This is a genomic window from Bacillus cereus group sp. Bc031 (assembly GCF_027716265.1).
Lineage (GTDB): Bacteria > Bacillota > Bacilli > Bacillales > Bacillaceae_G > Bacillus_A > Bacillus_A paranthracis.
The window spans coordinates 23,118-47,889 of record NZ_JAQFUL010000031.1 but is presented as its reverse complement, the minus strand read 5'-3'; the positions used below and the strand labels follow the sequence as shown (position 1 = coordinate 47,889).

The following is a 24,772-nucleotide window of genomic DNA, read 5'->3' as shown; positions in this document are numbered from 1 at the left end:
TTTACATGCAGAATGAGGAAGGGTTTACCCTTTTAGAAATGTTATTAGTTATGGTCGTCATAACTGTATTATTACTATTAATTATTCCTAATGTAGTTACGCAGCGTTCATCCGTTGAAGGAAAAGGATGTAAAGCCTATGTGAAATCTATAGAAGCACAAGTACAAGTATACCAACTACAACATAATAAAATTCCTACACTAAAAGAGTTAAGTGATGATAAATATATTACAGCTGATAAGTGTCCGAATGGTGAAGCGATTCATATTTCCAATGATGGCACAGTAACAAGTGGGAAACAGTGAAGCAAAAAGGTTTTACACTTTTAGAAATGCTACTCGTTTTATTTGCCATTTCTGTACTAAGTGTGGTCACGTATTTTCATGTACATTCATTATATGAAAAACAAAAAATTGAACAATTTTTAAGACAGTTTTCAAATGATATTTTGTATATGCAACAATTAGCCATAAATCGTCAAAAACACTATACATTACGATGGCATAAAGATAGACATATGTATTATATAGGGGAATCGAGTACGGATCATTCTATCATTAAAAGAGAATATGATAGCGATATACAATTGGATTTGAATACTTTTCCAAATCCGATGACATATAATCCGAGTGGGAATATTAATAGAGGTGGCACGATTTTACTTTCGTATCGAAGTTATAAATATGAGATTGTATTCCAGCTTGGAAGAGGGAGATTTACGTATCGTGAAATGTCAAAAAGGGTCAGTGATGGCTGAAATGCTTGTAGCATTAAGTATAGTAATGATGATGGTATCTTTACTACTTCCGCAAACAGTATTGATTATGCAAGAACGAAAAAACATACAAATTCGTTATAAGGCATTTGTATTATTAAAAAAAGAAGCAGCTTTATATATGTATGAGAATGAGGCAAAACAACAGAAAGAAAAAGTTATAAATGGAAATGTATATTACACATATTGGGGAGGAAATGAAGTTTGTGCGATGTGGAAAGATGTGAAAGGAAAAATGATGGAACAATGCTTTTATGCGGGAGAAAAAATGAATTAGAAGTTGGATTTACATTAATTGAAATGATCGTATGTTTTTTTCTGTTATCACTTTTCTTTTTACTCTTACCACGTTTAAGCTTTATTGGAATAGAAAACAAGCAATCAAAAGGGTTAAATAATTGGGAATGGGATGTGTTTGTAGGACAAGTACAGTTAGAGTTTCGTGAAGTATCATTTGTGGAAAAAATAGTTCCTGAAAATAGAGAGAGTATGTTGCGCTTCCGTCTTCGCACTGGAGATGAAGTGACGTATGAAAAATTGAATAATCACCTTATAAGAAAAGTGAACATGCGCGGAAGAGAAGTTATATTACAAAATGTTGAAATGGTTTCGTATGAAGTAACACCTCATTTGCTCTTTATCAATGTGAAAGATAGGAGCGGGAAAAAATATGAAGGTGTAGCTATAAGGTATAGCGAAATGGGAATACATGTATGATAAAACAAGATGGATTTACGATGCCAGGAACAATCATTTTTCTTATATTATTCACTTCGTTCTTTATATACGAAACGAATATGTTGCTTATAGATAAAAAATTTTATATTGAAATAGAGCAAAAGTTTGTACTGGAGGAAATACTAAATCAATCTATTACAAATATAAAAAAAGACTTACGGCAAAAAGAAAAGGAAGATACTTTTTTCTTTTCATATGAAAAGGGCGAAGCGAGTGGAAATTACGTATTTGAAAACGACGTTATTCTCGTTTCATTGCAGTGCAAAATAAAACAGGAAGTTTTCTATAAAGTAAGCTTTCGGTATAGAAAAAAAGATGAGAAAATATTCGATTGGATAGAAGGATAGTATGTGAAATATATGGATAAAAAACCATGATTTATCATTTGAAAATAGGCTGTTTTTTAAAAGGAAATGGATAAATAAAACAATTAAAAGTTTAAATTTTCTCAAAAAAGAGAAAGGTAGAAAGAATATGATATATTCATGCTATCCAATCATTATTTTTAGGGAGAATAGGGAAATGACAAACAATAATCAAATAGGTGAAAATAAGGAACAAACTATTTTTGATCATAAAGGAAATGCAATTATGACAGAAGATAGGGAAATACAAATTATTTCAAAATTCGAAGAACCTCTTATTGTCGTGTTAGGAAATGTATTAAGTGATGAAGAGTGTGATGAATTAATTGAATTGTCTAAAAATAAATTAGCACGTTCTAAAGTTGGTTCATCACGTGATGTAAATGATATTCGAACGAGTAGTGGTGCATTTTTAGATGATAATGAACTTACTGCGAAGATTGAAAAACGAATTTCATCTATCATGAATGTTCCTGTTTCGCATGGAGAAGGATTACACATTTTAAATTATGAAGTGGATCAACAATATAAAGCACACTATGATTATTTTGCGGAACATAGTAGATCCGCTGCTAATAATCGTATTAGTACGCTTGTCATGTACTTAAATGATGTAGAAGAAGGCGGAGAAACTTTCTTTCCGAAATTAAATCTTTCTGTGCACCCTAGAAAGGGAATGGCAGTATACTTTGAGTATTTCTATCAAGATCAATCACTAAATGAGCTTACGTTACACGGAGGGGCACCTGTAACGAAAGGTGAGAAATGGATTGCAACACAGTGGGTGAGAAGAGGTACTTATAGATAAAGCGAGTATGTTACGTTTTGTTCTTCAGTGTATAAGAAGAACAAAACGTTTTTTTATTAAATAAAGTAGCATCTTTCGTTATAATAACAAGTAATACATGACGATTGAGAGGAACGAAAATGAAATCTATATACATAACCGGCTATATGGGAGCTGGGAAAACAACAATTGGAAAAGCATTAAGTAAAGAACTTCATATGGATGTTATAGATACAGATCAAAAAATTGAAGAGAAGCAAGAGAAGGAGATTCGTGATATTTTTGCCGAAGAAGGTGAAATGGCTTTTCGGGAATATGAAAGTGAGATGTTACGTTCACTACCTGTTGAAAATGTAATCATTACAACTGGCGGCGGAATCATTGAGCGAGAGGAAAACCGCAAGTGGATGAAGGAAAATGGAACTGTCGTGTATTTATATTGTGATCCACATGTAATTGCAGAAAGGCTTCGTGAAGATACGACACGGCCACTATTTCAGAAGAAAGATATAGATGCATTTGTAACGAAATTCGAATCGCGCCGAGCTTATTATGAAGAGGCTCATATTCATATCGATACGACGAATAAGTCTGTAAAGCAAATTATGGATGAATTAAAAGAAAAGATTAATGAATAAAAAAGTGGACATACTAATCAAGTAGAGGTGATGATAATATGTCTACTAATGATTATGTTCGCTTTGTGACACAGCAGTTTGTGTCGTATATGGATGCTCCAAAAGAAGATCGTAAACAAAAGAAAGAACAACGTCGTGCTGAAAAAGAGCCATTTATGAATAAGTGGTTTGGTGTTATGCCGCTAAGTGCTGCTTTGTTTTATCAAAACGTAAAAAATAAAAGAAAAAAATCAAGTTAAAGATTTCGTAATATGTGTAGCAAAATGAAAATCCCCTAGTAGCATCGTACTACTAGGGGATTTTCATTTACTGCATAGACTCTTTTTCTTCTGTAACGGCATGTATTTTATTGTTCACCCAGACAAATCCAATTCCGATACAAATGGAAATGCCCCATCCAACAGCGGTCATAATTGCTCTCATTTCACCGTAGCCATCTACACCGAAAACAGAGATGAAATAAATTTTTAAGAAGCTTTTTAATATGAATTGTAGACCGAAAAAGAGCGTTAAATATTGCAATGCTGGATAGATACGACTATCACGATACAGTTCACGACTTTTATCACGGTCATGGCCTTGCAGTGCAGCAATATCTGCTGCGAAATATAACATAAGTGGTTTTTTTATAAAAATTGTGCATATAACGATAATACCGAGTACGATGTGATAATACGCATCGTTCCACAACATTCGTTCAGCTGATCCAGATAATAGATCTACCGTTGTATTAGAAATGAGTGTAATTAAAATAAAGAACCCTGTTACGTTAAACTGTTTTTCTTTTTTAAAGGTATACAGTGTATAAATAATCCCCGGAACAGAGGAAAGTAACATTGCGTAATAAGGATCGATATAAGGTTTTGCAAATTTCCAAATGAGGAATGGGATTCCGAGATAAAAGACAAGATCTAATATAGCTTTTTTATTTTGATTCATATACAGCCTCCTTAAGTCATACATATATTTTATAATATAATTTCTGAAAATTGTATAAGGTTTAGTGGAAAAAGAAAAAGAAAAAGAAAAAGTATATGTTTAGTAGATTGAAAAAAATACCCCTAGCGTAGTAAGTTTTTTTAGTATACAATAAAGGAAACGCTTTCATTTTTAGTTTGTTCACAAAATAGACGGAAAATCACATATTTACTATCGATATGTTGCTTTATAATGAAACTAATTAAATATACATGCATACAATATTGTGAAATAAATAACATAAATAATTTATATAAATGTAAACGTTATCAAAAGAGAGAGGTGGAGGCAATGAGTAAATTTTTCTTCAATCATAATCCAGCGACAGTAGAGGATGGAAGGCTTGTTGAATATGCTGAAATTATTTATGGAGAAGGCGGCCGTTCTGTATTAGAAAATTTAATGGTGAAGGCATCTATCAGATTGCGTGATCGTTATCCGAATAAATCTGACGAGCAGATCTCGAACCTAGTAAATAAAGGCATCCATGATATGTTTCAAAAATATGTGAGTGAGTAAGAGTAGCCATTGGCTACTCTTATTTTTTTGTATAAGGATGGTGTCTATAGCTGAAAATAAGGGTGTATTTTGAAAGATATAAATTGTTGAAATTTGTTAAATAATAAGCGGAACTAAAAAATAGGAAGGGGTAATATAATGTTAAGAAGTTTTATTATAATTTTGGCATTTTTAGGTTTGAACTTTTCTTCCGTAGTATTTGTAGAGGCTAAAAGTAACATGACTTCACATGAGGATAATAGTACTTTTCGATATAAACATAATTATAAAAAATTATACAAGTTCCTAAATATCCCTAAAGAAGAATATAGTAAGTCTATACAGAATGGCAAGTCATTAGGTGAAATTGCCGTAGAACAAGGGATTCATGAAAAAGAATTGATTGTTTTTTTGAAAAAGGAAGTATTAAAGCAATTACACCAACAATGGAAAACTGGAAAACTTAATACACGTACATACAAAGGGATAAAAGGACATGTAGATGACTTTGTTAAGGATGATATACATTTTAAATATAAAGAATTAAAAAGAAACTCATCTGGTTAAATCGAAAAATCATTGATGTAGGAATGTTTCTACACCAATGATTTTTTATTTTTCTTTGAATTATACTAATCAGACTGCATTGTATATAATCGATAATATTCCTTTTCTAAGATTATGAGTTCATCACGGGTACCTGTTTCAATGATCTCTGCTTGTTTAAAAACTATAATTCGGTCTGCAATTTTTGTTGAAGCCATCCTATGAGAAATATATATTGTTATTTTATTTTTAGTTATTTCTTTAAATTTCTTAACTCGGAGAGCGTACCTTGTATTTATGAACAATCATGGATGCCTTTAATCATGAAATCATTAGTTATGTCATCAGCGAATCATAAACACTGATATTAGTGATAAAGACATTAAAATAAGCAATGAGAGGCCGAAAAGTAAAAGATGTCCTATTTATACAGCGAAAAAATTTCAAGCGTATACCAAAGAAAACGACATTATCACCAGCATGTCCCGGAGAGGAAATTGTCATGATAATGCCGTCATGTAAAGCTTCTTTGGTCATTTGAAAAGTGAAGTTTCTACTCGTAAGAGATAATAAAAGTATCCAATATAACTGTGCGAAAGAGTGTGCTAGAATAAATTTATTACTACAATTGTGTGCGAATTAAAGAAAAATTACACCACCTATCCTCTAAAGAATTTAGGGAATAGATGGTTTAGGTATTTTGATATATGTTCCGTTTTCGGGGGCCACTTCAAAAATGAAGGGGCTTTTTAAGTTAGAAAATGATTCGCGGTAACATAAAAGAGTCCACCGTTAATAATTTGTACTGTAATGCGGGGTTCATATTGTTCTTGCAGTGCTTGTTTTTCAATTTCATAGCTTTCAGGAAGTTCATCACTTTCTTCATAAAAACGATTTAAAAGGTCCAAATCGTGATTCCAGCGCATTCTTGCTTCTTTCGCCCACGTATGGTCATCTTCTGTAATAATATTTTTTAAAGCATCCTCTATACGTTGTAAACCGCTTTGCGGTTTAATAATAGGCGAGAGCGTAAAACAAAAGTCAGGTATTTTCGGTGTAAGTTTAATTTTAGTTAATGTTTCATGAAAGTTTGCAATCATTGTGCCAGAAATAAGATGAATGCCAATCGAGTGGAGGATATCTTTTTTTCGATCACATTGATAGGAAACTTTTATATTTACACCGAGCCACGGATGGAGCGGTGTATGTGTTGCTCCGCTATGCCGTACTTCCTCATATAAGCGTATGTAAGAGCCTAATTCTTTTGTCGTTTGAAAAATTTGATGAAGACGTGGTGAACCGTAGTGAATAAGTTCACCATCGTTTTCTTCATTTTCTGGATTTGTAATAAGAGTAAGGCGCATCGGATTCGGTACGCCTCCTGTCTTCTCAAGATAGTGCCAATAAAAAGGACGGTTCATTAATAATTTATCCATCTCAATTGTTAATTGCACATCCAATAGATGAGGAGAACGTTCTAAAATTTCACAGTTATTCGCCTCAAAAAAATTGTATAAGTAATTATGAATTTCATGTTGCTGCATAGCCTTGCACCTCAGCTTCATTTCGCTTCGCAAAGTCGATAATAGATGTTAAGTTTTCCATCTTAATTCGGATTTCTCCTTCGCTTTTTGATTGCGCAAATATTTCTTGAATGTGTGCGTCGATGTTTTTCATATTAATTCTCGTTAAAATTTCATCAAGTTCACCGATCACACGCTCAAATAAATTAATTTTTTCATATAACAGTTTCAAAATATGTTCTTCCACAGTGTGTTTTGTAGCTAAGTTATAAATATGAACATCATTCTTTTGACCAAGGCGGTGAATACGTCCGATTCTTTGTTCAAGGCGCATTGGGTTCCATGGTAAATCGTAATTGATCATATGGCTACAAAATTGTAAGTTAATTCCTTCACCACCAGCTTCCGTTGCGATTAGCACTTGCGCATGATTTTGGAAAAGTTCCTTCATCCAATCTTTCTTTCCCCGTTTAAATCCGCCGCGGAATGGGACAGAAGAAATACCGTGCTGTTGTAAAAACCATTGTAAGTACATTTGTGACGCTCGGTATTCTGTGAAAATGACGACTTTATCGTCAATTTCTTTTATAAGCTCTAGCGCTTTATTTGCTTTTGAGTTAAAAGGAATACGGTTAATTTTGTCCATTAGCACATCGATATGCGGATCTTTTACGTAATGTTCATTTTCCTTCTGTCGTTTTTCTACATGTTTTTTTAATGAATAGTAAACGGCCTCGCGACTACTACACGCTTCCCGTTTTAAAGTTAACGATGAGAAAGCTGATGTGAATGCATCTTGTCCTCGCCAATTTTCAATATTGTTATATAAATCTTGCTCTTCTTTATTAAACTCAACAAAAATTGTACGTACATGTCTCTTTGGCCAATCAATCCCAGTATTATGGCGCCGATTTCGGACCATCACTTTGTTAATAAGAGCTTTTAAATCTTCATCAGATTCGGCTGAACGATTTTTTGAAGCGTAATATTCTTCAAAATTGGATTGATTGCCTAAGTGTCCTGGTTTTAATAAAGAAACAAGGTTGAAGATTTCATCAATCTTATTTTGAACAGGAGTAGCGGTTAATAATAAACAAAATTTCTTTTTTAATCGCTGTGCAAATTCATAGTTTTTTGTTTTATTATTTTTAAGTTTATGTGCTTCATCGATAATAATAAGGTCATATTCTAAGTTCAAAACGATATCACGATGTGGGGAACGTTTTGCAGTATCAATTGATGATACAATCACATCGGCTTGTTCCCACGAGTAGCTTTTCTTTTGAGCTACAGCTGGAATGAAAAACTTTGTATTTAATTCGTATGCCCATTGTGATACGAGAGAGGCTGGAACGAGTATAAGTACTTTTTTCACAAGGCCGCGGACCATATATTCTTTTAAAATAAGTCCAGCTTCAATCGTTTTTCCAAGTCCTACTTCATCTGCTAGAATCGCTTTACCATTCATTTGTTCAATAACATTTTGAGCGACTTCTAATTGATGAGGAAGTGGTGTGAAATGGGATAAATGTTTCGGTGCTTGTAATCCATCAAAAGTAGGAACAAGTAATGATTTTTCTGTTTCATAAGCTAAATGATATAAATCCCAGTTTGTCCAAGGACCATCTTCATCAATTCTATTTAAAAAATTGTTTTGCCACGTTCGATCTATGGAAATATCGACATTCATTACGACTCTCCCACCTTTTATAAACTAAAGTAATTATGAAAAAATCTTTACTATATAAGCCTTGTAATAAGGCGCTATTACACTTACTGAAAGGTAAACAATAAGTAAAGATAAAGGACTAAATCTTAAAAACTGTATGTAATAAGATTAAGCGTAAAAAATTCTAAATTATTTTTTATGCTAGAATATTGATGAAATATAGCGAATAATGTTAGGATAATGGTGTGAAATGTGTGGAATCTTTCGTATTTTATCCAAGAAAGTGATTTTTTATTTACGCTTTCATAAAAAAATATAATGAGATTCCGTATATCCTATCTTTTTAGAATGAAAATGTTTAGAAATGAGTAACAACTTTTATTGATTTGTCAGAGCATAAGGGGGAGAGATCATGATTACATTACAACGTACACCGTTATTTGATGTATACGCGAAGTATGGTGGGAAAACAATCGACTTCGGTGGTTGGGAGTTACCAGTTCAATTTTCAAGCATTAAAGAAGAACATGAAGCTGTACGTACAGCGGCAGGTTTGTTCGATGTGTCTCACATGGGAGAAGTTGAGGTAAAAGGTGTAGATAGTTTAGCATTTTTACAACGTGTTGTTACAAATGACGTATCTACCTTAAAGGTAGGGGGCGCACAATATACAGCAATGTGCTACGAAAATGGTGGTACAGTAGATGATTTATTAATCTACAAACGTGGTGAAGAAGACTATTTATTAGTTATCAACGCATCAAATATCGAGAAAGATTACGAATGGTTAGCTAGCCATGTAATTGGCGATGCGACAGTAGTCAATGTTTCTAGTGAAGTTGCACAGCTTGCAATTCAAGGACCAAAAGCAGAAGGCATTTTACAAAAAGTTGTGTCAGAAGATTTGAAAGAAATTAAGTTCTTTAAATTTAAAAACGATATTCTTGTAGATGGAATTTCAGCACTTGTATCTCGTACAGGTTATACAGGTGAAGATGGATTTGAAATTTACTGTAAGAGTGAAGATGCTGCAAAAGTTTGGGAGAAACTTCTTGAAGTTGGAGCAGAAGAAGGCTTAAAACCATGTGGCTTAGGTGCTCGTGATACACTTCGCTTCGAAGCAACATTACCACTTTACGGTCAAGAATTATCAAAAGATATTACACCGATTGAAGCTGGAATTGGCTTTGCGGTAAAACCAAATAAAGAAGCAGACTTCTTTGGAAAAGCAACGTTAAAAGAGCAAAAAGAAAACGGTGCACCTCGTAAGTTAGTCGGCATCGAAGTAATTGAACGTGGAATTCCTCGTACGCATTACCCTGTATTTATTGGAGAAGAAAAAATTGGGGAAGTAACGAGTGGTACACAATCTCCAACGTTAAAGAAAAGCATTGGTTTAGCACTAATTGATGTAAAATACGCAGCAGTTGATACAGAAGTAGAAATTGAAATTCGTAATAAACGCGTCAAAGCAGTAGTTGTTCCAACACCATTTTATAAACGTTCAAAGTAACGGGGAGAGGGGTAGATTTCATGTTGCATCGTTATCTTCCAATGACAGAAGAAGACAAAAAAGAAATGTTACAAACGATCGGCGTTCAAACGATCGATGAGTTATTCTCTGATATTCCAGAGAGTGTTCGTTTTAAAGGGGATTTAAAAATTAAAGAAGCAAAATCAGAGCCAGAGCTTTTAAAAGAGTTATCTCAAATGGCTAGTAAAAATGCGAACTTAAAAGAATACGCTTCTTTCCTAGGAGCAGGCGTATACGATCATTATGCTCCAGTAATTGTAGATCATGTTATCTCTCGCTCAGAATTTTATACAGCTTACACGCCATACCAACCGGAAATTTCACAAGGGGAATTACAAGCAATTTTTGAATTCCAAACAATGATTTGTGAGTTAACAGGAATGGATGTAGCAAACTCTTCTATGTACGACGGAGGTACAGCTTTAGCTGAAGCGGCAATGCTAGCAGCTGGCCATACTCGTAAAAAGAAAATTCTTGTATCTAGCGCAGTTCATCCAGAATCAAGAGCTGTACTTGAAACGTATGCAAAAGGTCAACATCTTGAAGTTGTTGAAATTAATCATAAAGATGGTGTAACAGATTTAGACGTATTACAAAGTGAAGTAGATGATACAGTTGCTTGTGTAATCGTTCAATATCCAAACTTCTTCGGACAAGTTGAAAAATTAGCTGATATTGAAAAAATCGTTCATCAACAAAAATCATTATTTATCGTTTCTTCAAATCCATTATCATTAGGCGCATTAACACCACCAGGAAAATTTGGTGCTGATATTGTCATCGGTGATGCACAACCATTTGGTATCCCAACGCAGTTTGGTGGACCACACTGTGGTTACTTTGCAACGACGAAAGCATTCATGCGTAAAATTCCAGGACGTCTTGTCGGGCAAACTGTAGATTCAGATGGTAAACGTGGATTTGTATTAACGTTACAAGCACGTGAACAGCATATTCGCCGTGATAAAGCGACGTCTAACATTTGTTCAAACCAAGCGTTAAATGCATTAGCAGCTTCTGTTGCAATGACGGCACTTGGTAAACAAGGTGTGAAAGAAATGGCGCGTCAAAACATTTCTAAAGCACAATATGCAAAACGTCAATTTGAAGCGAAAGGCTTCACAGTTACATTTGCTGGACCATTCTTCAATGAGTTCGTTGTAGATTGCAAGCGCCCAGTGAAAGAAGTAAACGATGCATTATTACAAAAGAATATTATCGGCGGTTACGACCTAGGCCGTGATTATAAAGAGCATGAGAACCATATGCTTGTAGCAGTAACTGAGCTTCGTACAAAAGAGGAAATTGACACACTTGTAAACGAAATGGGGGCTATCCAATGAAGAACCAAGACCAAGCACTTATCTTTGAAGTAAGTAAAGAAGGACGCATAGGATATAGCCTGCCAAAATTAGATGTAGAAGAAGTGAAACTAGAAGATGTATTTGAGAGCGATTATATTCGAGTAGAAGATGCAGAGCTACCAGAAGTATCTGAACTTGATATTATGCGCCACTATACAGCACTTTCAAACCGTAACCACGGTGTTGATTCTGGTTTCTATCCACTTGGATCTTGTACGATGAAATATAATCCGAAAATTAATGAGAGTGTAGCTCGTTTCGCAGGATTTGCAAATATTCATCCACTGCAAGATGAAAAGACAGTACAAGGTGCAATGGAATTAATGTACGATTTACAAGAGCATTTAATTGAAATTACAGGTATGGATACTGTTACATTACAACCAGCAGCTGGTGCACACGGAGAATGGACAGGCTTAATGTTAATTCGTGCATACCATGAAGCAAATGGTGACTTTAACCGTACGAAAGTAATTGTTCCTGACTCTGCTCACGGAACGAACCCAGCATCTGCAACTGTAGCTGGTTTTGAAACAATTACAGTAAAATCAAATGAACATGGTCTTGTTGACTTAGAAGATTTAAAACGTGTTGTAAATGAAGAAACAGCAGCACTTATGTTAACAAACCCTAATACATTAGGTTTATTCGAAGAAAATATTTTAGAAATGGCAGAAATCGTCCATAACGCAGGCGGTAAATTATACTATGATGGTGCAAACTTAAATGCAGTATTAAGCCAAGCGCGCCCAGGAGATATGGGATTTGACGTTGTGCATTTAAACCTTCATAAAACATTTACAGGTCCTCACGGCGGCGGTGGACCAGGTTCTGGTCCAGTAGGTGTGAAAGCTGATTTAATTCCGTACTTACCAAAACCAATTTTAGAGAAAACGGAAAATGGCTATCACTTTAACTATGATCGTCCAGAAGCAATTGGGCGCGTAAAACCATTCTATGGTAACTTCGGAATTAACGTTCGTGCATACACATACATTCGTTCTATGGGGCCAGATGGCTTGCGTGCAGTAACAGAGTATGCGGTATTAAATGCGAACTATATGATGAGAAGATTAGCACCATTTTATGATCTTCCATTCGATAGACATTGTAAGCATGAGTTTGTATTATCAGGTCGTCGTCAAAAGAAACTTGGTGTACGTACATTAGATATCGCAAAACGTCTGCTTGATTTCGGTTACCATCCACCAACAATTTACTTCCCATTAAATGTGGAAGAATGTATTATGATTGAGCCGACGGAAACAGAATCAAAAGAAACATTAGACGGTTTCATTGATAAGATGATTCAAATCGCTAAAGAAGTAGAAGAAAATCCAGAAGTTGTACAAGAAGCACCTCATACAACAGTCATTAAACGTTTAGACGAAACGATGGCTGCACGTAAACCAGTTTTACGTTATGAAAAGCCAGCTCCTGTACAAGTTTGATTAGAATAACAAAGGAAGAACTCGCTATATGCGAGTTCTTTTTTTGTATGGAGAATTTGTTCCGCAATTTGTGGCCTGGTAATCAGTAGAGATGAACAAAAACACCCACTGATTAAAGTTTCACTTTATGCAGAAGTGGTGAAGAAAATGTTAAAAATTTATATTTTTTGTTTCATAATGGTGTAAAGAAGCAGTTTTATAGGTGATTTTGTTGAAAAAGTCAGTTTGATAAAAGTATTTATTTTTGTTAGAATTTTATTGAAATTAAGAAGGTGTGATGAGGCAAAAATTACTCATTTTTATGTATATGTGAAAAAACGAGCAAGACGGGGGTGAAAGTGTGGGATATCGATGTTATAGGATGGTATACCATTTAGAAAATGGAGAAACAATTAAAGATGTAAAAGAATTTTGTTACCGAGATCAAGGAAAAGTACTAGAAAGAGTAGCGCATCGTGTAATGGATAATAGAGAAGTGACGGCAATTGATAAGCAAGGAACGATCATTTCAATAGCATGTGAGGACATTGTAAAGGTGGAACTTGATTACATAACAGAAAGTTAACCTTGAGTCATATCGAATTATTCGATAAAATATACTGTTGAATGGTGAAGTGAGAAGAGAGGAGTTTATCATGGGTAGTACAAGACACTTTTATATGTTTATCTTAGCGTTTGTTCTTGTTGTGGCATTAACGATTTATTTAATTGTTGATAGCACTTGGTACAACACAGTTCATCCGGCGTTCCTTCTGTTTATGTATGTAGGAATTGCGGTAGTGAGTTTCGGAATGAGAGATGAGATGTTAGATCGCTTTGAAAAGTGATACATATACGAAAGGCCAACAGGAAAATGTTGGTCTTTTTTTCTTGCCAAAAATAGGATGTTGTGTATATACTGTATATATAAGGTATATACAGTATATACACACTGGAGGAAAACATGAATATTATTATTTCGAATTCTTCCCAAGACCCTATTTATGTACAGATAAGAAAACAATTAAGCCAGCTTATTTTAAATGGTGGTTTAAAGGGTGGAGACCAATTACCGTCTATTCGTAGCTTAGCAAAGGAATTACAGATTAGTGTAATTACTACGAAGCGTGCGTACGAGGAGCTTGAGAAAGAAGGATATATAGAAACTGTTGCTGGGAAGGGGACTTATGTTTCACGTAAAAATAATGAACTATTAAAAGAACAAAGGCTTCGTCTATTGGAAAGTAAAGCGGAAGAGATTGTAAATGAAAGTAAAGCGTTACAGCTTTCACTTGAAGAATTACAGCAGATGATTGCGTGTTTATATGAGGGGGAATAAGAGATGTTAGAGTTAAAAAACGTATGTAAAAGCTATGAAGATTTTGCAGTAAAAAATATAAGTTTTACATTACCACGCGGATATATTATGGGATTTGTCGGACCGAATGGGGCCGGGAAAAGTACGACGATCAAAATGATTATGAATTTAATTCGAAAAGATAGCGGCGATATAAAAATTTTTGGCAAGGACAATAAGAAAGCCGAAAAGGAAATAAAGCAAAATATCGGCTTTGTATATGATGAAAATCATTATTACGAAGATTTAACGTGTGAGCAAATGAAGCGTATTATTGCACCGTTATATAAAAAGTGGGATGAAGAGCAGTATCAATCGTATATGCATAGATTGCAAGTTCCGAAGTATAAAAAAATTAAAGAATTATCAAAAGGAATGAAAATGAAATTTGCGATTGCCATTGCGCTCTCGCACCACGCAGAATTTATCATCATGGATGAACCAACAGCAGGATTAGATCCAGTTGTTCGAAGTGAATTACTTGATATGTTGCAAGAAATTGTAATGGAAGATGAAGTATCGGTATTATTCTCAACGCACATTACAACAGATTTAGAGCGCATTGCAGATTATATTACGTTTATCAACGATGGAGAAATTATATTTACTGGTGAAAAAGAAGACTTGATGGAGAACTACGTAATCGTAAAAGGAAGTAATGATTTATTAGATCGAGAAGGAAAAGAACTATTTGTTGGATTACGAAAAAATAAATTTGGTTTTGAAGGTTTAGCGAAGGATAAACAAGCAATTATTGACTGGTTTGGAAATGAGGTTGTACTAGAAAAGCCTACATTAGATGATATTATCGTTTACACTGCGAAAGGGAGGGGTGCCTATGCGTCAGCTCGTATATAAAGATTTGTTCTTTTTTCGAGGGATATGGCCAGTGTATCTTACTATACCCTTTATATTCTTTTTATTTGAAAACGGTGATAGAATGCTGTTTCCTATGAGTTGTGTATTTATAACTCTTTCCTCAGTTATTATATTAATCATAATAGATGAACGGAATACAAGTGACATTATGATTAATAGCTTACCGCTAAGTAGAAAGGATATCATAATTGCTAGATATATTTCCTGTGCAATATTCATTGTAGGGGGCATGATTTCTACTATGCTAGTTGTTTTTCTTATAAGGTGTATCGCTGTTATTGGTGATATCGGTGCATACTATCCTAAGCTTTATATTGAGATTTCATGGTATGAAGTAATAAATGGAATTGTTTATGCCGTATTTTGGATGGTCACCTTTTCCCCTATGTATTATGTTACAAAATCAAAGGCGGTAATAAGTATAATAGCAGCAGCTTCAATAATAGTTAGCGGGATACTTTGGATATTTATTAGTGATGGAATAAAGGAAGTAGCACCTTCATTCCTTGATTGGATTATGAATCCTCTGCATATTGGTGTATTTATAGTTGGATTCATTGCATTAGTCAGTATTTATATCGCTTCTATGTTTCTTGCAATTAAAATTTATGGAGCGCGTGATTTATAGAGAGGGGAATTACCATGCAGCAATTGATTTTGAAGGAGTTTTTCTTACAAAGAAAAATGTTTCTTATCTATTTGATCTTACCAATATACGGAGCATTCCAAAACTCTATAGAACCATTTCAAATGGCGTATGTTTGTTTTGCTATATGTCTTTTGATGATTTCAATCTCTTTATCAAATGAAGAGAAAAATAGTACGGAAAAAATATTAGTAAGTCTACCTTTTACTAGAAAAGATATTGTCATTGCGAAATACATATCTACACTATTTTTTATGGCATTCAGCTTAATCATTACATTCGTTTTCTTTGTACTACCTGTATGTGTATTAAAAGAGAATATAAATATTCCTTGGTATGCAGCATTTATAGCTATTTTCTTTTCTATTCTGTATGCTGTTATGATCCTTCCCATAAAATATAGTGAGGATAAGCGAACGGTTACTATGCTGGGATTAGTTATGCTTTTTCCTATAATAGGTTTACTAGGATTTATGTGCAATATATTTACGGATGAAAGGCTTATGGTAATGATTTTTCGAACTTCAAATGTGCTATTAGTTGTAAGTGTTTTAAGTATAGGCGCGTGTGTAAGTTATTTAGCTTCAATGTTTGTAGCTATTGTGAGTTTTAAAAAGAGAGAGCTTTAATACTTATGACTGGCCTTATATAAAAATGAATAATTGATGTTAAGGAATGAGTTTAGTGAGGTGTAATATATGATTAAGCAACTAGTTTTCAAAGATATGATGTTGCAAAGAAAGTTGGGATTTATTAGTTTTATATGTTTGCTTTTCCTGATAATTGTTGATTTTGGTAGCGACAATTTTCTTTTGAAGCTTAGCATATCTATACCTATCCTTGGAACGATATGGTCGACCAGTTATGAGGCTAGAAGTAAGAGTGAAAAAATATTAAATAGTTTACCGTTTGATCGTAAAGACATTATCGTAGCAAAATACGTATTTGTAAGCATTTTAGTTCTTTTAGGTGTGATTTTCTCACTTTTAGTTGGTCTAATTCAGTTGCAAAATGAACATATAACTGGATTTATGCTGTGGGGAGAGATTCTTGGCGGAATAACGGGAGGATTGGTTTATAGCATGATCGTACTACCAATTGAATTTTCGGTAGAATATAGCAGTTCGAAACAGGTTGCTTATTTTATGGGAATTATAGTTGGTGGATTAAGTGGAGTGATTGTAAGTAGTGAATGGTTAGATGTAGAAAATGCTTGGAGCACGAGTCTAGTCGTAAATATTTGTTTTATAGCAGGGCTTCTTATTTTGTATGTTATATCCATGTTACTCTCAATTAACTTATACAATGAGCGTGATTTATAAGGAGGGAGCGATTGTGAAGCAACTTATAATAAAAGACTTTATCGTGCAATGGAAGTATTTAATATGGCACTTAATATATCCTCTTTTCATGTATATGACATTAATAGACATGAAAAGTTTTTACATAATTATGTCAGCTATAATTCCAGTTATAGCAATTTTAAGAACATTTAATGACGATAAAAAATATAATAGTGAAGTAATAGTAAATAGTTTACCACTAGCAAGAACGCAAATTGTGTTAGCTAAATACATAATGGCACTTATTATTTTTATTATAAGTATGATAGTGTCTAGTCCTGTAGTAATTAATCGGTTTGAAGATGGAACTGTTGAATTTATAACGACAACAGTAATTACGATTTCTGGTTTTGTTTTTATATATTTAAGTTTTGTCTTACCGATGTTGTTTTGGGTTAGCTACAAAAAAGCTACTTTTATTACGTTTTTTATACTAATAGCACCGACAGCAATTGGTACCATGTTCTTTGAAATCAGCATGGAACAAATTCAACTATATAACAGCGTGTTATTCATTAGTTCAATATGCATGTTTATAATATCTATCTTCGTTTCAGTGAAATTGTATGAGAAGAGAGAATTTTAAAAGGTGCCTTATGTAAGGCACCTTCTTCAATAGCGACAATAGGAAAGTAAAAGTTTATCCCGCTTTAACGGGCAGTAAGACCCCCACCTCAAAATTCAGTGGAAGCAAAGAAGTTAGGTGGGGGATCAACTGTCCGTAAAAGTCCGATTGGTTCAACTAATAATCAGTGGGGGATGAACAAAACCCCCACTGATTAAAGTTTCACTTTATAAACAGAGAGGCTATTCGGTACAACATCTTTTGGAGTATGTAATATAAAGCTGAAAACGATAACGAGAATAAGAAAGAGGAAAAATAAAAATAGGATTTGCTTATGTATAGAATTTTGCATATTATCCACTCCTTTTTTAGGTAGTATGTCCAAAAGAAAGGAGTGTATGGAAAATTTTAGGAGGGGAGAATGATGAACAAAAGAAAATGGTTATATAGAATAGGGGTATTTTTCGTTTCAATCGGTCTCATATTAGAAAATGTTTATTCAGATATACCACCGTTATTTCCTAGTTTGCATAAAGTGATTGGTATAAGTATTGTCATAGTTGGTCTTCTTTGTCTTATCACATCAAACTTCTACAGAAAGTCTGAATGAATATAAAAAAGGACAGTTACTCTTTTTCAGAAGAACTGTCCTTTTTAAATAACTTATTCCATAGCCTGGCGATACTCCATATAATGACGATTGCAATGGAGGCAATAATGGACCAGACGATTGATATTATTTCAAGTGTCATGTTAGGAAGGAATGTGAGAATGGATACTACTTTATGAAACAACCATTCTATTATGTGAAAACTTATTTGTAATAGAATGACGATACTAAGTGTGATCCATGCTAACAGTTGCTTCCCTTTTTCTTTCCACATGACATTCACCTCACGTTAGCTTAATAGTTTTAAGCCAACAGCGCCGCATAGAATGCAGCTTAAGAAAGCAAGACGACGCCAATCCGCTGATTCGCGGAAAATAAGGATGCCTAGAAGTGCACTTCCGGCAGTTCCGATTCCAGTCCAAATCGCGTAAGCAGTTCCCATCGGTAATGTGTTCATCGCAAGGGATAAGAAGAAGAAGCTTACGCCGAAGTTAGCGATTAAAATAACTTTTGGTGCCCAGCCTTTCTTTTCAGTGGCTACTTTCATAAAGAGTACACCAATAATTTCACAAATACCAGCTAGAATTAAAAATACCCAAGCCATTTTATGCGGCCTCCTTCTCTTCTTTTTCTTCTGTTACTCGCTTTAAACCAATTACGCCAAAGAAGATTAAACCAATTAATAATACTTTTACGATAGAGAATGGCTCTCCGAAAACGAAAATTTCTGTAAGAACGATTCCACCAGCTCCAATTCCAGTGAAGACTGCGTATACAGTACCAACAGGTAAATCTTTATAAGCCCTAAATAATAAGACGAAACTAATTGTAATTAATAACGCAACACCAGCCCATTCAAGTGGAGCCTCCGCGTGTTTTAATCCAATTACCCAAAAGATTTCAATAATACCAGCTAAGATTACATAAATCCATGCCATATGTCATTTCTCCTTCCTACCAGTCGTTAGGTAAAGGGCTTAAAAACGACGCATTGCAAAGGAGCAATCCGTCAGTTTGAAAGTCCACGCCAAAATACTTTCCAAGAAGCGTCTAAACGTGTCTCAAAACGATTTAAACCTGCGTATAGTAGTTCAACCATAAGACCGTCAAGTAAGCATAGAAAAGCCTCTAAGGCGTCTTTTACTTCAATGTTATGCAACTCATCTCGTTCGCTTGCTTTTTTAAATACAGGGAATAAAAGTTTTCCGACGTTTTCAATGTGTACATTTGCTTTATTAATAATTTGTTCGCGAAATGCATCAGGCGGAAAATAAGAAGTTCGTAACCAAAACATTGATTCTTCACTTTCACCAAATCGTTTTGCATAGCCCTTTAGTAGCTGTAAGAGCAATTCTTCAGTAGACGAATTGGAAAACTTTTCGATATCGCCTGTGAAGCTCTGTAAATCTTTTTGAAGAGCGGATTCTAAGCATATAAAATATAGCTCTTCTTTTCCTTTAAAGTGTGCGTAAATTGATGGTTTTTTAATCCCGACTTCTTGAGCAATATTTGCTAATGAAGTTCCTTCGTAGCCGTAGCGTGCGAAATGAGAAAGTGCTACAGCTTTAATGCGGTTTGCTGTCATTTTCATCCCCTACCTACCGTTCGTTAGGTTTATTATATGCGAGTAAAAATATAAAGTCAATAGGTGAAGAGCTGAAAAAGAGCGCTATAGGTAACGCTCTTATTAGACAGTATCTCGTTCGATTAAATGGAATGAAAGCTCTTTTGCGTTCCCGATAATTTGCTCGCTTTGGATTTGTTTATGGAATAAAGAAAACGCATGTGAGCCCATTTCGAGACCGGGATGTTCAATTGTTGAAATTTCTAACGCCTTTGAAATTTCATGATTATCAAATCCGAGGATAGCAAGATCTTCGGGTACTCGAAGACCTTGCTTTCGAGCCTCTGTTAATAAACCAGCTGCAACTTGATCGTTCGCTGTAAAAATAGCGGTTGGACGATTTTTCATGTTTACAATACGATGGAGTATTTGTGCACCGTCTTGCATTGTATAGCATTGGTGAAAAATCCATTCGGGATGTAACGTTTTGCCTTCGTTACGAAGTGTATCAGCAAACGCTTTTTCACGTTCCATAGAATTTACACTTGTTTTTCTTGCTAAACAAATCCCGATTTTTTCATGACCTTTATTGAGTAAATAGGCGGTGCCGAGACGGAAGCCTTCATAATGATCTACGTAGACAGATGAAATGAGGGGGTGGTGCATTTTTTCGCATGAAATAATAGGAGCGAATTTTGCGAAAGTTTCAATTTGTTCCCATGAACTCGTTCGAGAGCAAATAATCATCCCGTCGAATTGTTTCATTTTCATCATTTCCAGAACACGAATTTCTTCGATACTATCGTAATTCGTTTGACATAAATTAATGTGATATCCAGCTGCTAACGCTTCGTTACCGATTCCTTCAATAATGGTACTGAAGTATGGAAGGTTAATGAAAGGGAGCATAACACCGATCGTATATGTTTTTCCTTTTATTAAATGAATAGCATTTATATTTTTGGCATAGTTCAATTCTTCAACAGCATCTAGAACACGCTTACGTTTTTCTTCTTTTACGTAAGGGTGATTATTCAGGACGCGAGAAACAGTTGATATGGATACACCAGCGGTTTTTGCAATTTGTTTTATATTGGCCATATGTATCACCTCTTCCTCTTATTATAAAGGGAAAATAATAAGAATGAAAAAAATCTTGACCTGAAAAGCTTTTCACAAACTATGTTATAAATATGACTTCTGTTATTCGCGTAACCTTTTTATTTGGGCGTGAGAATGATAGGGGTCTTTCTTGCGTCTATAAAAGAATTTTTGTCAAAATGTGTGAGAATAACGTGGAAAGTTTTCAAATGAAAAAACTAGCTGAATTATTCAGCTAGTTTTTGTATGTTATTATTTCTTTTTAATTTTTCCAGTCCACGTTTTAAATCCACCTTGTAATTGGTAGAAATCTTTGTAGCCTTGTTTCTTTAAGTATTGAGCCGCACGACCGGTACGGAATCCACTTTGACAGTATAAGTAAACTGGTTGATCTTTACGAAGTTCTTTATGACGAAGGCGAATTTGTGATAACGGAATGTTACGTGCGCCTAAAATATGCCCTGCAGTATATTCGTCTGCTTCGCGAATATCGATAAGCTGTGCTTTACGGTAGCCAGCGCGAAACTCTTCTTCTGAAAGTGTTGTAATTAATTTCTTCTGATAGAAATACATCCATACAGTGTAACCGATGAACGCTACGATTACGGCTAATAAAATAATCCAAGTTGTTGACACGATTCTATCGCTCCCTTTTTTCTTATCCTACTTTCAATATTATAATGCCCGTATGTATTTATGCAACAGATTCATTTGTATATAAGAAGAAATTTCGTATTCTTTCACAAATTTTGTCGAATTTGGTAGACTAGAGAATGTGAAAAATAATTGGTTATATGAGGTGCAGGATGGGAAAAGAAAAATGGTGTTATATTAACTCTGGTCAATGTTCACCGGCATTTAATATGGCGTTAGATGAATGTCTATTAAATTGGCAAAGTGAAAAGAAAATGCCACCAACTATTCGCTTTTATGAATGGGAAGTACCAACATTAACAGTCGGATATTTCCAGCGTGTTGAAAAAGATATTAATATGGATGTAGTTAACGAAAAGAAATATGGATTCGTTCGTCGTCAAACAGGCGGCAGGGGTGTACTACACGATAAAGAATTAACGTACAGTGTTATTGTGTCTGAAGATCATCCAAATATGCCAAAAACAGTTACAGAAGCGTATCGTGTTATTTCGCAAGGTTTATTAGATGGTTTTAAAGCATTAGGGTTAGAAGCGTATTATGCAGTTCCAAAAACAGAAGCAGATCGTGAAAATTTAAAAAATCCACGTTCAGGCGTATGTTTTGATGCGCCGTCTTGGTATGAAATTGTAGTAGAAGGAAGAAAAATCGCAGGTAGTGCGCAAACACGTCAAAAAGGCGTTATTTTACAGCACGGGTCGATTCCATTAGAAATAGATTTAGATGAGTTATATGATCTGTTTTTATTCCCGAATGAACGTGTGAAAGAACGTATGAAGAGTATGTTCTCATCTAAAGCGGTAGCAATTAATGAATTAACAGACCGTACGTTTACAATCGAGCAGTTAATTAAAGCGTTTGAGGTTGGGTTTGAAAAAGGATTAGATGTAGAGCTTGTTCCGTATGAATTAACAGAAGAACAATTACATGAAGTGCAAACGTTAGCAAAAGAAAAGTATGAAAGTAAAGAATGGAATTATAAAAAATAAGAGGTGGCAATTGCCGCCTCTTATTTTTTTATAGTAAATTAAGTACTTTTTCTACTTTGATTCCTTTATCTTGTAAAGAACGAAGGCGATTGACAACGTCCATAATTTCTTTGTCAAATGTAACGCTAATACCTTGGCTTTGTAGTTCTTCTTTTAAGCCTTCAATAGAATCATCTATGTCGATGCCAAGCTCGTAATCTTGACAAACTTCAATTGTCTTTTTCACGAGTTTCACATAATTTTCTTGTAGTTTTGAATTTGTTTCAGTCAAAGCAGGTTGCTTCGGTTTTGCAGGCGCGACCGGTGCTGTCTCTTGCTTTGTAACCGGAGTTGGTACTTCTCGTTTCACAGGTGCTGGAGTAGATAATTCCACAGCTGCTTCTACACTTACTGGCTTCGGTGCCGGAGTAGGCTTCGGTGTTGGTGCTGTAGCAGGTGTTTCTACACGTGTAACAGGCTTTGGAGCAGGTGTAACTGCTTTTGGAGCTTCTACAACTACTTCTTTTTTCGGAGTAGTTTCTACAACTGTTTCTTCTTGTTCAGCAGCCTCTTTATTTTCTTTACTCCACATAACGCGTTCTATTTCTAGAGAAACATTATTTTTGTTCATCGCTGTTAATGTAACTTTACCAACTTCAGCGTTTCCAGTGAAATCAACAATTTTATAAATAACACTCTTGTTCCAATCCACGTTTCCGCTCAAAAATAATTCTTCGTTACATTTCGGCGTTAAGCCCTCGATTTTAATTTCTGCGTTTACACCGTTTTCACTATATACCATAATTAGCGAAGCATTTACATCTTCGTCTGCTAACATTAGTTCACGTACCATTTTGCCGGTGCGTACTTGCGTTTTCTTCTTAACTGACATCTAATTTCTCCTCTCAAAAATTCAGTAATAATAAAAAAATCGTATAACGAAAAATAATTGCTCACGAAGATTTATGATACCGATAATAAAAGCATCACGTCAACAATTAACTTTAATTATTTTGCATTTTTCTTATTTTCTTTATGAAATTTTTCAATTTGTAAAATTAGACAGAAGAAAAACAGCCTTTTGAAAGGCTGTTAAAACGTGGAAAACTTTAATGCGTTTTAATTTTTCCACGTTCCCCATACTAACGAGAGGAGGGAAGTATATGAAACCGTTTATGCCAAAACTCGTTTACTTTGAACCGAAGGCACTTGAATATCCACTTGGAAAAGAGCTGTATGAGAAGTTTACGAAGATGGGACTAGAGATTCGTGAAACGACATCCCATAATCAAATTAGAAATTTGCCGGGTGAAAATGATTTGCAAAAGTATCGCAATGCAAAGGCGACACTTGTCGTTGGAGTGAGGAAGACATTAAAATTTGATACGTCAAAACCGTCAGCTGAATATGCAATTCCGCTTGCAACAGGGTGTATGGGACATTGTCATTATTGCTATTTGCAAACGACACTTGGGAGTAAGCCTTACGTTCGCGTGTATGTGAATCTTGATGAAATATTTGAGAAGGCACAGCAATATATGGATGAAAGAGCACCTGAAATAACAAGGTTTGAAGCTGCTTGTACATCAGATATCGTTGGGATTGATCATTTAACACATGCATTAAAGCGGGCGATCGAATTTATTGGAGAAAGTGAGCATGGGCGTTTACGTTTCGTTACGAAATATTCGCACGTTGATCATTTGTTAGATGCAAAACATAATGGGAAAACTCGTTTTAGGTTTAGTATTAATTCACGGTATGTAATTAAAAATTTTGAGCCGGGGACGTCACCCTTTGAAGAGCGTATTGAAGCAGCACGTAAAGTAGCAGGTGCTGGTTATCCACTTGGCTTTATAGTTGCGCCACTTTATATGCATGAAGGATGGGAAGAAGGATACCGTGAATTATTTGAACGACTGTACCATGCACTAAAAGATTTGTCCATACCGAATTTAACATTTGAATTAATTCAACATCGCTTTACAAAACCAGCAAAAAAGGTCATTCAAGAGCGTTATCCGAGTACGAAGCTTGAAATGGATGAAGAGAAGCGTAAATATAAATGGGGACGGTACGGCATTGGGAAATACGTATATAAAAAAGATGATGCGGAAGTATTGGAAGAAACGATAAGAGGTTATATATATAAGTTTTTCCCTGATGCAGAAATACAATACTTTACTTAAGAGAAGTCTGTATGCAAATACAGATTCTTTTTTGTTTTATATATTTAGGCT

The 24,772-nt window shown here is 34.7% G+C and carries 35 protein-coding genes and 1 pseudogene; 25 read left to right on the top strand and 11 right to left on the bottom strand.

Going from position 1 to position 24,772, the window contains the following annotated elements:
• Positions 1–5: 5 nt before the first annotated feature.
• From comGC to PDQ33_RS14110, 8 genes are all read left to right on the top strand, one after another.
• The gene (comGC, locus tag PDQ33_RS14145) at positions 6–305 is read left to right on the top strand and encodes a comG operon protein ComGC (protein WP_001178695.1); all 300 of its coding nucleotides are present in this window, start codon (positions 6–8) and stop codon (positions 303–305) included.
• A complete protein-coding gene (gene comGD, locus PDQ33_RS14140; RefSeq protein WP_000810398.1) occupies positions 302–757 on the top strand; it encodes a comG operon protein ComGD in 456 nt (151 codons plus the stop codon). Before comGC ends, comGD begins: the two co-directional genes overlap by 4 nt.
• The gene (comGE, locus tag PDQ33_RS14135) at positions 750–1,052 is read left to right on the top strand and encodes a competence type IV pilus minor pilin ComGE (protein ID WP_000829518.1); all 303 of its coding nucleotides are present in this window, start codon (positions 750–752) and stop codon (positions 1,050–1,052) included. Before comGD ends, comGE begins: the two co-directional genes overlap by 8 nt.
• Positions 1,022–1,492: a competence type IV pilus minor pilin ComGF gene (comGF, locus tag PDQ33_RS14130; protein ID WP_000923058.1), complete on the top strand. Its 471-nt coding sequence runs from the start codon at positions 1,022–1,024 to the stop codon at positions 1,490–1,492. Before comGE ends, comGF begins: the two co-directional genes overlap by 31 nt.
• A complete protein-coding gene (gene comGG / locus PDQ33_RS14125; RefSeq protein WP_061132205.1) occupies positions 1,489–1,860 on the top strand; it encodes a competence type IV pilus minor pilin ComGG in 372 nt (123 codons plus the stop codon). Before comGF ends, comGG begins: the two co-directional genes overlap by 4 nt.
• Before the next feature lie 175 nt (positions 1,861–2,035).
• Positions 2,036–2,686 carry a 2OG-Fe(II) oxygenase gene (locus PDQ33_RS14120; protein ID WP_061132206.1) on the top strand — a complete coding sequence of 217 codons (651 nt, stop codon included), beginning with the start codon at positions 2,036–2,038 and terminating at the stop codon, positions 2,684–2,686.
• Positions 2,687–2,805: 119 nt separating this feature from the next.
• Positions 2,806–3,303 (top strand): shikimate kinase AroK, encoded by a 498-nt coding sequence (gene aroK, locus PDQ33_RS14115; RefSeq protein ID WP_000836626.1) that lies wholly within the window; start codon positions 2,806–2,808, stop codon positions 3,301–3,303.
• 38 nt (positions 3,304–3,341) lie between these two features.
• Entirely contained in the window at positions 3,342–3,542 is a 201-nt protein-coding gene (locus PDQ33_RS14110; RefSeq protein WP_000106079.1) for a YqzE family protein, read from the top strand.
• Between the two features lie 67 nt (positions 3,543–3,609).
• On the opposite strand, the gene PDQ33_RS14105 is transcribed toward PDQ33_RS14110, so the two are convergent.
• Both PDQ33_RS14105 and PDQ33_RS14100 read right to left on the bottom strand, forming a co-directional pair.
• Positions 3,610–4,242, bottom strand: coding sequence for a VC0807 family protein (locus PDQ33_RS14105; protein WP_270755930.1), 633 nt, complete (start codon positions 4,240–4,242; stop codon positions 3,610–3,612).
• 140 nt (positions 4,243–4,382) lie between these two features.
• Positions 4,383–4,499 carry a GTP pyrophosphokinase gene (locus PDQ33_RS14100; protein ID WP_071727059.1) on the bottom strand — a complete coding sequence of 39 codons (117 nt, stop codon included), beginning with the start codon at positions 4,497–4,499 and terminating at the stop codon, positions 4,383–4,385.
• A gap of 73 nt (positions 4,500–4,572) precedes the next feature.
• Between PDQ33_RS14100 and PDQ33_RS14095 the strand changes: the two genes are divergently transcribed.
• From PDQ33_RS14095 to PDQ33_RS29190, 3 genes and pseudogenes are all read left to right on the top strand, one after another.
• Positions 4,573–4,800, top strand: coding sequence for a hypothetical protein (locus tag PDQ33_RS14095; protein WP_000032699.1), 228 nt, complete (start codon positions 4,573–4,575; stop codon positions 4,798–4,800).
• A 138-nt stretch (positions 4,801–4,938) separates the two neighbouring features.
• Entirely contained in the window at positions 4,939–5,346 is a 408-nt protein-coding gene (locus tag PDQ33_RS14090; RefSeq protein ID WP_000946274.1) for a hypothetical protein, read from the top strand.
• A 450-nt stretch (positions 5,347–5,796) separates the two neighbouring features.
• A pseudogene (locus PDQ33_RS29190) lies at positions 5,797–6,011 on the top strand (IS3 family transposase); the annotation flags it as partial.
• 63 nt (positions 6,012–6,074) lie between these two features.
• On the opposite strand, the gene PDQ33_RS14080 reads toward PDQ33_RS29190, so the two are convergent.
• Positions 6,075–6,869 (bottom strand): YqhG family protein, encoded by a 795-nt coding sequence (locus PDQ33_RS14080; RefSeq protein WP_270755934.1) that lies wholly within the window; start codon positions 6,867–6,869, stop codon positions 6,075–6,077.
• Positions 6,856–8,538, bottom strand: coding sequence for a DEAD/DEAH box helicase (locus tag PDQ33_RS14075; RefSeq protein WP_001100025.1), 1,683 nt, complete (start codon positions 8,536–8,538; stop codon positions 6,856–6,858). Before PDQ33_RS14075 ends, PDQ33_RS14080 begins: the two co-directional genes overlap by 14 nt.
• Positions 8,539–8,929: 391 nt before the next feature.
• On the opposite strand from PDQ33_RS14075, the gene gcvT reads away from it, so the two are divergent.
• From gcvT to PDQ33_RS14015, 12 genes are all read left to right on the top strand, one after another.
• Positions 8,930–10,030: a glycine cleavage system aminomethyltransferase GcvT gene (gene gcvT, locus PDQ33_RS14070; RefSeq protein WP_270393369.1), complete on the top strand. Its 1,101-nt coding sequence runs from the start codon at positions 8,930–8,932 to the stop codon at positions 10,028–10,030.
• Between the two features lie 20 nt (positions 10,031–10,050).
• On the top strand, positions 10,051–11,394 hold the full coding sequence (gene gcvPA, locus PDQ33_RS14065) for an aminomethyl-transferring glycine dehydrogenase subunit 1 (protein WP_000903231.1): 1,344 nt from the start codon (positions 10,051–10,053) through the stop codon (positions 11,392–11,394).
• A complete protein-coding gene (gcvPB, locus tag PDQ33_RS14060; protein ID WP_000795699.1) occupies positions 11,391–12,866 on the top strand; it encodes an aminomethyl-transferring glycine dehydrogenase subunit 2 in 1,476 nt (491 codons plus the stop codon). The genes gcvPA and gcvPB overlap by 4 nt, the downstream gene beginning before the upstream one ends.
• Before the next feature lie 361 nt (positions 12,867–13,227).
• Positions 13,228–13,431, top strand: a complete 204-nt coding sequence (locus tag PDQ33_RS14055; RefSeq protein ID WP_000262495.1) for a DUF3929 family protein — start codon at positions 13,228–13,230, stop codon at positions 13,429–13,431.
• A 70-nt stretch (positions 13,432–13,501) separates the two neighbouring features.
• Entirely contained in the window at positions 13,502–13,693 is a 192-nt protein-coding gene (locus tag PDQ33_RS14050; RefSeq protein WP_000535935.1) for a hypothetical protein, read from the top strand.
• A gap of 116 nt (positions 13,694–13,809) precedes the next feature.
• Positions 13,810–14,184, top strand: a complete 375-nt coding sequence (locus PDQ33_RS14045) for a GntR family transcriptional regulator (protein WP_001021352.1) — start codon at positions 13,810–13,812, stop codon at positions 14,182–14,184.
• Between the two features lie 3 nt (positions 14,185–14,187).
• The gene (locus PDQ33_RS14040; RefSeq protein WP_000891296.1) at positions 14,188–15,060 is read left to right on the top strand and encodes an ABC transporter ATP-binding protein; all 873 of its coding nucleotides are present in this window, start codon (positions 14,188–14,190) and stop codon (positions 15,058–15,060) included.
• Positions 15,041–15,709 carry an ABC-2 transporter permease gene (locus tag PDQ33_RS14035; protein ID WP_270393371.1) on the top strand — a complete coding sequence of 223 codons (669 nt, stop codon included), beginning with the start codon at positions 15,041–15,043 and terminating at the stop codon, positions 15,707–15,709. The genes PDQ33_RS14040 and PDQ33_RS14035 overlap by 20 nt, the downstream gene beginning before the upstream one ends.
• 14 nt (positions 15,710–15,723) lie before the next feature.
• Complete coding sequence (locus PDQ33_RS14030) at positions 15,724–16,356, top strand: ABC-2 transporter permease (protein WP_001186581.1); 633 nt, start codon at positions 15,724–15,726, stop codon at positions 16,354–16,356.
• A 69-nt stretch (positions 16,357–16,425) separates the two neighbouring features.
• Entirely contained in the window at positions 16,426–17,049 is a 624-nt protein-coding gene (locus tag PDQ33_RS14025) for an ABC-2 transporter permease (protein WP_000595360.1), read from the top strand.
• 13 nt (positions 17,050–17,062) lie between these two features.
• Positions 17,063–17,656, top strand: coding sequence for an ABC-2 transporter permease (locus PDQ33_RS14020; RefSeq protein WP_000811438.1), 594 nt, complete (start codon positions 17,063–17,065; stop codon positions 17,654–17,656).
• Between the two features lie 400 nt (positions 17,657–18,056).
• On the top strand, positions 18,057–18,245 hold the full coding sequence (locus PDQ33_RS14015) for a hypothetical protein (protein WP_001998230.1): 189 nt from the start codon (positions 18,057–18,059) through the stop codon (positions 18,243–18,245).
• A 16-nt stretch (positions 18,246–18,261) separates the two neighbouring features.
• Here the strand turns inward: PDQ33_RS14015 and PDQ33_RS14010 are convergent, their stop codons facing one another.
• The 6 genes from PDQ33_RS14010 to PDQ33_RS13985 form a co-directional block, all read right to left on the bottom strand.
• Complete coding sequence (locus PDQ33_RS14010) at positions 18,262–18,519, bottom strand: DUF3975 family protein (protein WP_000265386.1); 258 nt, start codon at positions 18,517–18,519, stop codon at positions 18,262–18,264.
• Between the two features lie 15 nt (positions 18,520–18,534).
• Positions 18,535–18,849 (bottom strand): DMT family transporter, encoded by a 315-nt coding sequence (locus PDQ33_RS14005; protein ID WP_000312623.1) that lies wholly within the window; start codon positions 18,847–18,849, stop codon positions 18,535–18,537.
• Position 18,850: 1 nt separating this feature from the next.
• Positions 18,851–19,183 carry a DMT family transporter gene (locus PDQ33_RS14000; RefSeq protein WP_044793815.1) on the bottom strand — a complete coding sequence of 111 codons (333 nt, stop codon included), beginning with the start codon at positions 19,181–19,183 and terminating at the stop codon, positions 18,851–18,853.
• A gap of 71 nt (positions 19,184–19,254) precedes the next feature.
• Positions 19,255–19,836 (bottom strand): TetR/AcrR family transcriptional regulator, encoded by a 582-nt coding sequence (locus PDQ33_RS13995; RefSeq protein ID WP_061132209.1) that lies wholly within the window; start codon positions 19,834–19,836, stop codon positions 19,255–19,257.
• Positions 19,837–19,932: 96 nt separating this feature from the next.
• The gene (locus tag PDQ33_RS13990) at positions 19,933–20,910 is read right to left on the bottom strand and encodes a LacI family DNA-binding transcriptional regulator (protein ID WP_061132210.1); all 978 of its coding nucleotides are present in this window, start codon (positions 20,908–20,910) and stop codon (positions 19,933–19,935) included.
• A gap of 252 nt (positions 20,911–21,162) precedes the next feature.
• Entirely contained in the window at positions 21,163–21,546 is a 384-nt protein-coding gene (locus tag PDQ33_RS13985) for a rhodanese-like domain-containing protein (RefSeq protein ID WP_000108655.1), read from the bottom strand.
• 170 nt (positions 21,547–21,716) lie between these two features.
• Between PDQ33_RS13985 and PDQ33_RS13980 the strand changes: the two genes are divergently transcribed.
• Positions 21,717–22,553: a lipoate--protein ligase family protein gene (locus PDQ33_RS13980; RefSeq protein ID WP_000514079.1), complete on the top strand. Its 837-nt coding sequence runs from the start codon at positions 21,717–21,719 to the stop codon at positions 22,551–22,553.
• A 28-nt stretch (positions 22,554–22,581) separates the two neighbouring features.
• On the opposite strand, the gene PDQ33_RS13975 is transcribed toward PDQ33_RS13980, so the two are convergent.
• Complete coding sequence (locus PDQ33_RS13975; RefSeq protein WP_061132211.1) at positions 22,582–23,424, bottom strand: hypothetical protein; 843 nt, start codon at positions 23,422–23,424, stop codon at positions 22,582–22,584.
• Between the two features lie 271 nt (positions 23,425–23,695).
• On the opposite strand from PDQ33_RS13975, the gene splB reads away from it, so the two are divergent.
• Positions 23,696–24,721 (top strand): spore photoproduct lyase, encoded by a 1,026-nt coding sequence (splB, locus tag PDQ33_RS13970; RefSeq protein WP_333563396.1) that lies wholly within the window; start codon positions 23,696–23,698, stop codon positions 24,719–24,721.
• Positions 24,722–24,772 lie beyond the last annotated feature (51 nt).

Bases quoted from the DNA above. Each gene is read 5' to 3' on its own strand.
- comGF (WP_000923058.1), top strand. From the start codon at position 1,022: ATGCTTTTATGCGGGAGAAAAAATGAATTAGAAGTTGGATTTACATTA.
- aroK (WP_000836626.1), top strand. From the start codon at position 2,806: ATGAAATCTATATACATAACCGGCTATATGGGAGCTGGGAAAACAACA.
- PDQ33_RS14010 (WP_000265386.1), bottom strand. From the start codon at position 18,519: ATGTGGAAAGAAAAAGGGAAGCAACTGTTAGCATGGATCACACTTAGT.
- PDQ33_RS14000 (WP_044793815.1), bottom strand. From the start codon at position 19,183: ATGGCATGGATTTATGTAATCTTAGCTGGTATTATTGAAATCTTTTGG.
- gcvPA (WP_000903231.1), top strand. From the start codon at position 10,051: ATGTTGCATCGTTATCTTCCAATGACAGAAGAAGACAAAAAAGAAATG.
- PDQ33_RS14025 (WP_000595360.1), top strand. From the start codon at position 16,426: ATGATTAAGCAACTAGTTTTCAAAGATATGATGTTGCAAAGAAAGTTG.
- PDQ33_RS13975 (WP_061132211.1), bottom strand. From the start codon at position 23,424: ATGTCAGTTAAGAAGAAAACGCAAGTACGCACCGGCAAAATGGTACGT.
- PDQ33_RS13995 (WP_061132209.1), bottom strand. From the start codon at position 19,836: ATGAAAATGACAGCAAACCGCATTAAAGCTGTAGCACTTTCTCATTTC.
- PDQ33_RS14105 (WP_270755930.1), bottom strand. From the start codon at position 4,242: ATGAATCAAAATAAAAAAGCTATATTAGATCTTGTCTTTTATCTCGGA.
- PDQ33_RS14055 (WP_000262495.1), top strand. From the start codon at position 13,228: ATGGTATACCATTTAGAAAATGGAGAAACAATTAAAGATGTAAAAGAA.
- gcvT (WP_270393369.1), top strand. From the start codon at position 8,930: ATGATTACATTACAACGTACACCGTTATTTGATGTATACGCGAAGTAT.
- PDQ33_RS14080 (WP_270755934.1), bottom strand. From the start codon at position 6,869: ATGCAGCAACATGAAATTCATAATTACTTATACAATTTTTTTGAGGCG.
- comGG (WP_061132205.1), top strand. From the start codon at position 1,489: ATGATAAAACAAGATGGATTTACGATGCCAGGAACAATCATTTTTCTT.
- PDQ33_RS14095 (WP_000032699.1), top strand. From the start codon at position 4,573: ATGAGTAAATTTTTCTTCAATCATAATCCAGCGACAGTAGAGGATGGA.
- PDQ33_RS14030 (WP_001186581.1), top strand. From the start codon at position 15,724: ATGCAGCAATTGATTTTGAAGGAGTTTTTCTTACAAAGAAAAATGTTT.
- PDQ33_RS14100 (WP_071727059.1), bottom strand. From the start codon at position 4,499: ATGCATGTATATTTAATTAGTTTCATTATAAAGCAACATATCGATAGT.
- PDQ33_RS14050 (WP_000535935.1), top strand. From the start codon at position 13,502: ATGGGTAGTACAAGACACTTTTATATGTTTATCTTAGCGTTTGTTCTT.
- PDQ33_RS13980 (WP_000514079.1), top strand. From the start codon at position 21,717: ATGGGAAAAGAAAAATGGTGTTATATTAACTCTGGTCAATGTTCACCG.
- PDQ33_RS14040 (WP_000891296.1), top strand. From the start codon at position 14,188: ATGTTAGAGTTAAAAAACGTATGTAAAAGCTATGAAGATTTTGCAGTA.
- splB (WP_333563396.1), top strand. From the start codon at position 23,696: ATGAAACCGTTTATGCCAAAACTCGTTTACTTTGAACCGAAGGCACTT.
- PDQ33_RS14005 (WP_000312623.1), bottom strand. From the start codon at position 18,849: ATGGCTTGGGTATTTTTAATTCTAGCTGGTATTTGTGAAATTATTGGT.
- PDQ33_RS14035 (WP_270393371.1), top strand. From the start codon at position 15,041: ATGCGTCAGCTCGTATATAAAGATTTGTTCTTTTTTCGAGGGATATGG.
- PDQ33_RS14120 (WP_061132206.1), top strand. From the start codon at position 2,036: ATGACAAACAATAATCAAATAGGTGAAAATAAGGAACAAACTATTTTT.
- comGC (WP_001178695.1), top strand. From the start codon at position 6: ATGCAGAATGAGGAAGGGTTTACCCTTTTAGAAATGTTATTAGTTATG.
- PDQ33_RS13990 (WP_061132210.1), bottom strand. From the start codon at position 20,910: ATGGCCAATATAAAACAAATTGCAAAAACCGCTGGTGTATCCATATCA.
- PDQ33_RS14075 (WP_001100025.1), bottom strand. From the start codon at position 8,538: ATGAATGTCGATATTTCCATAGATCGAACGTGGCAAAACAATTTTTTA.
- PDQ33_RS14015 (WP_001998230.1), top strand. From the start codon at position 18,057: ATGATGAACAAAAGAAAATGGTTATATAGAATAGGGGTATTTTTCGTT.
- PDQ33_RS14045 (WP_001021352.1), top strand. From the start codon at position 13,810: ATGAATATTATTATTTCGAATTCTTCCCAAGACCCTATTTATGTACAG.
- PDQ33_RS14110 (WP_000106079.1), top strand. From the start codon at position 3,342: ATGTCTACTAATGATTATGTTCGCTTTGTGACACAGCAGTTTGTGTCG.
- gcvPB (WP_000795699.1), top strand. From the start codon at position 11,391: ATGAAGAACCAAGACCAAGCACTTATCTTTGAAGTAAGTAAAGAAGGA.
- comGE (WP_000829518.1), top strand. From the start codon at position 750: ATGGCTGAAATGCTTGTAGCATTAAGTATAGTAATGATGATGGTATCT.
- PDQ33_RS14090 (WP_000946274.1), top strand. From the start codon at position 4,939: ATGTTAAGAAGTTTTATTATAATTTTGGCATTTTTAGGTTTGAACTTT.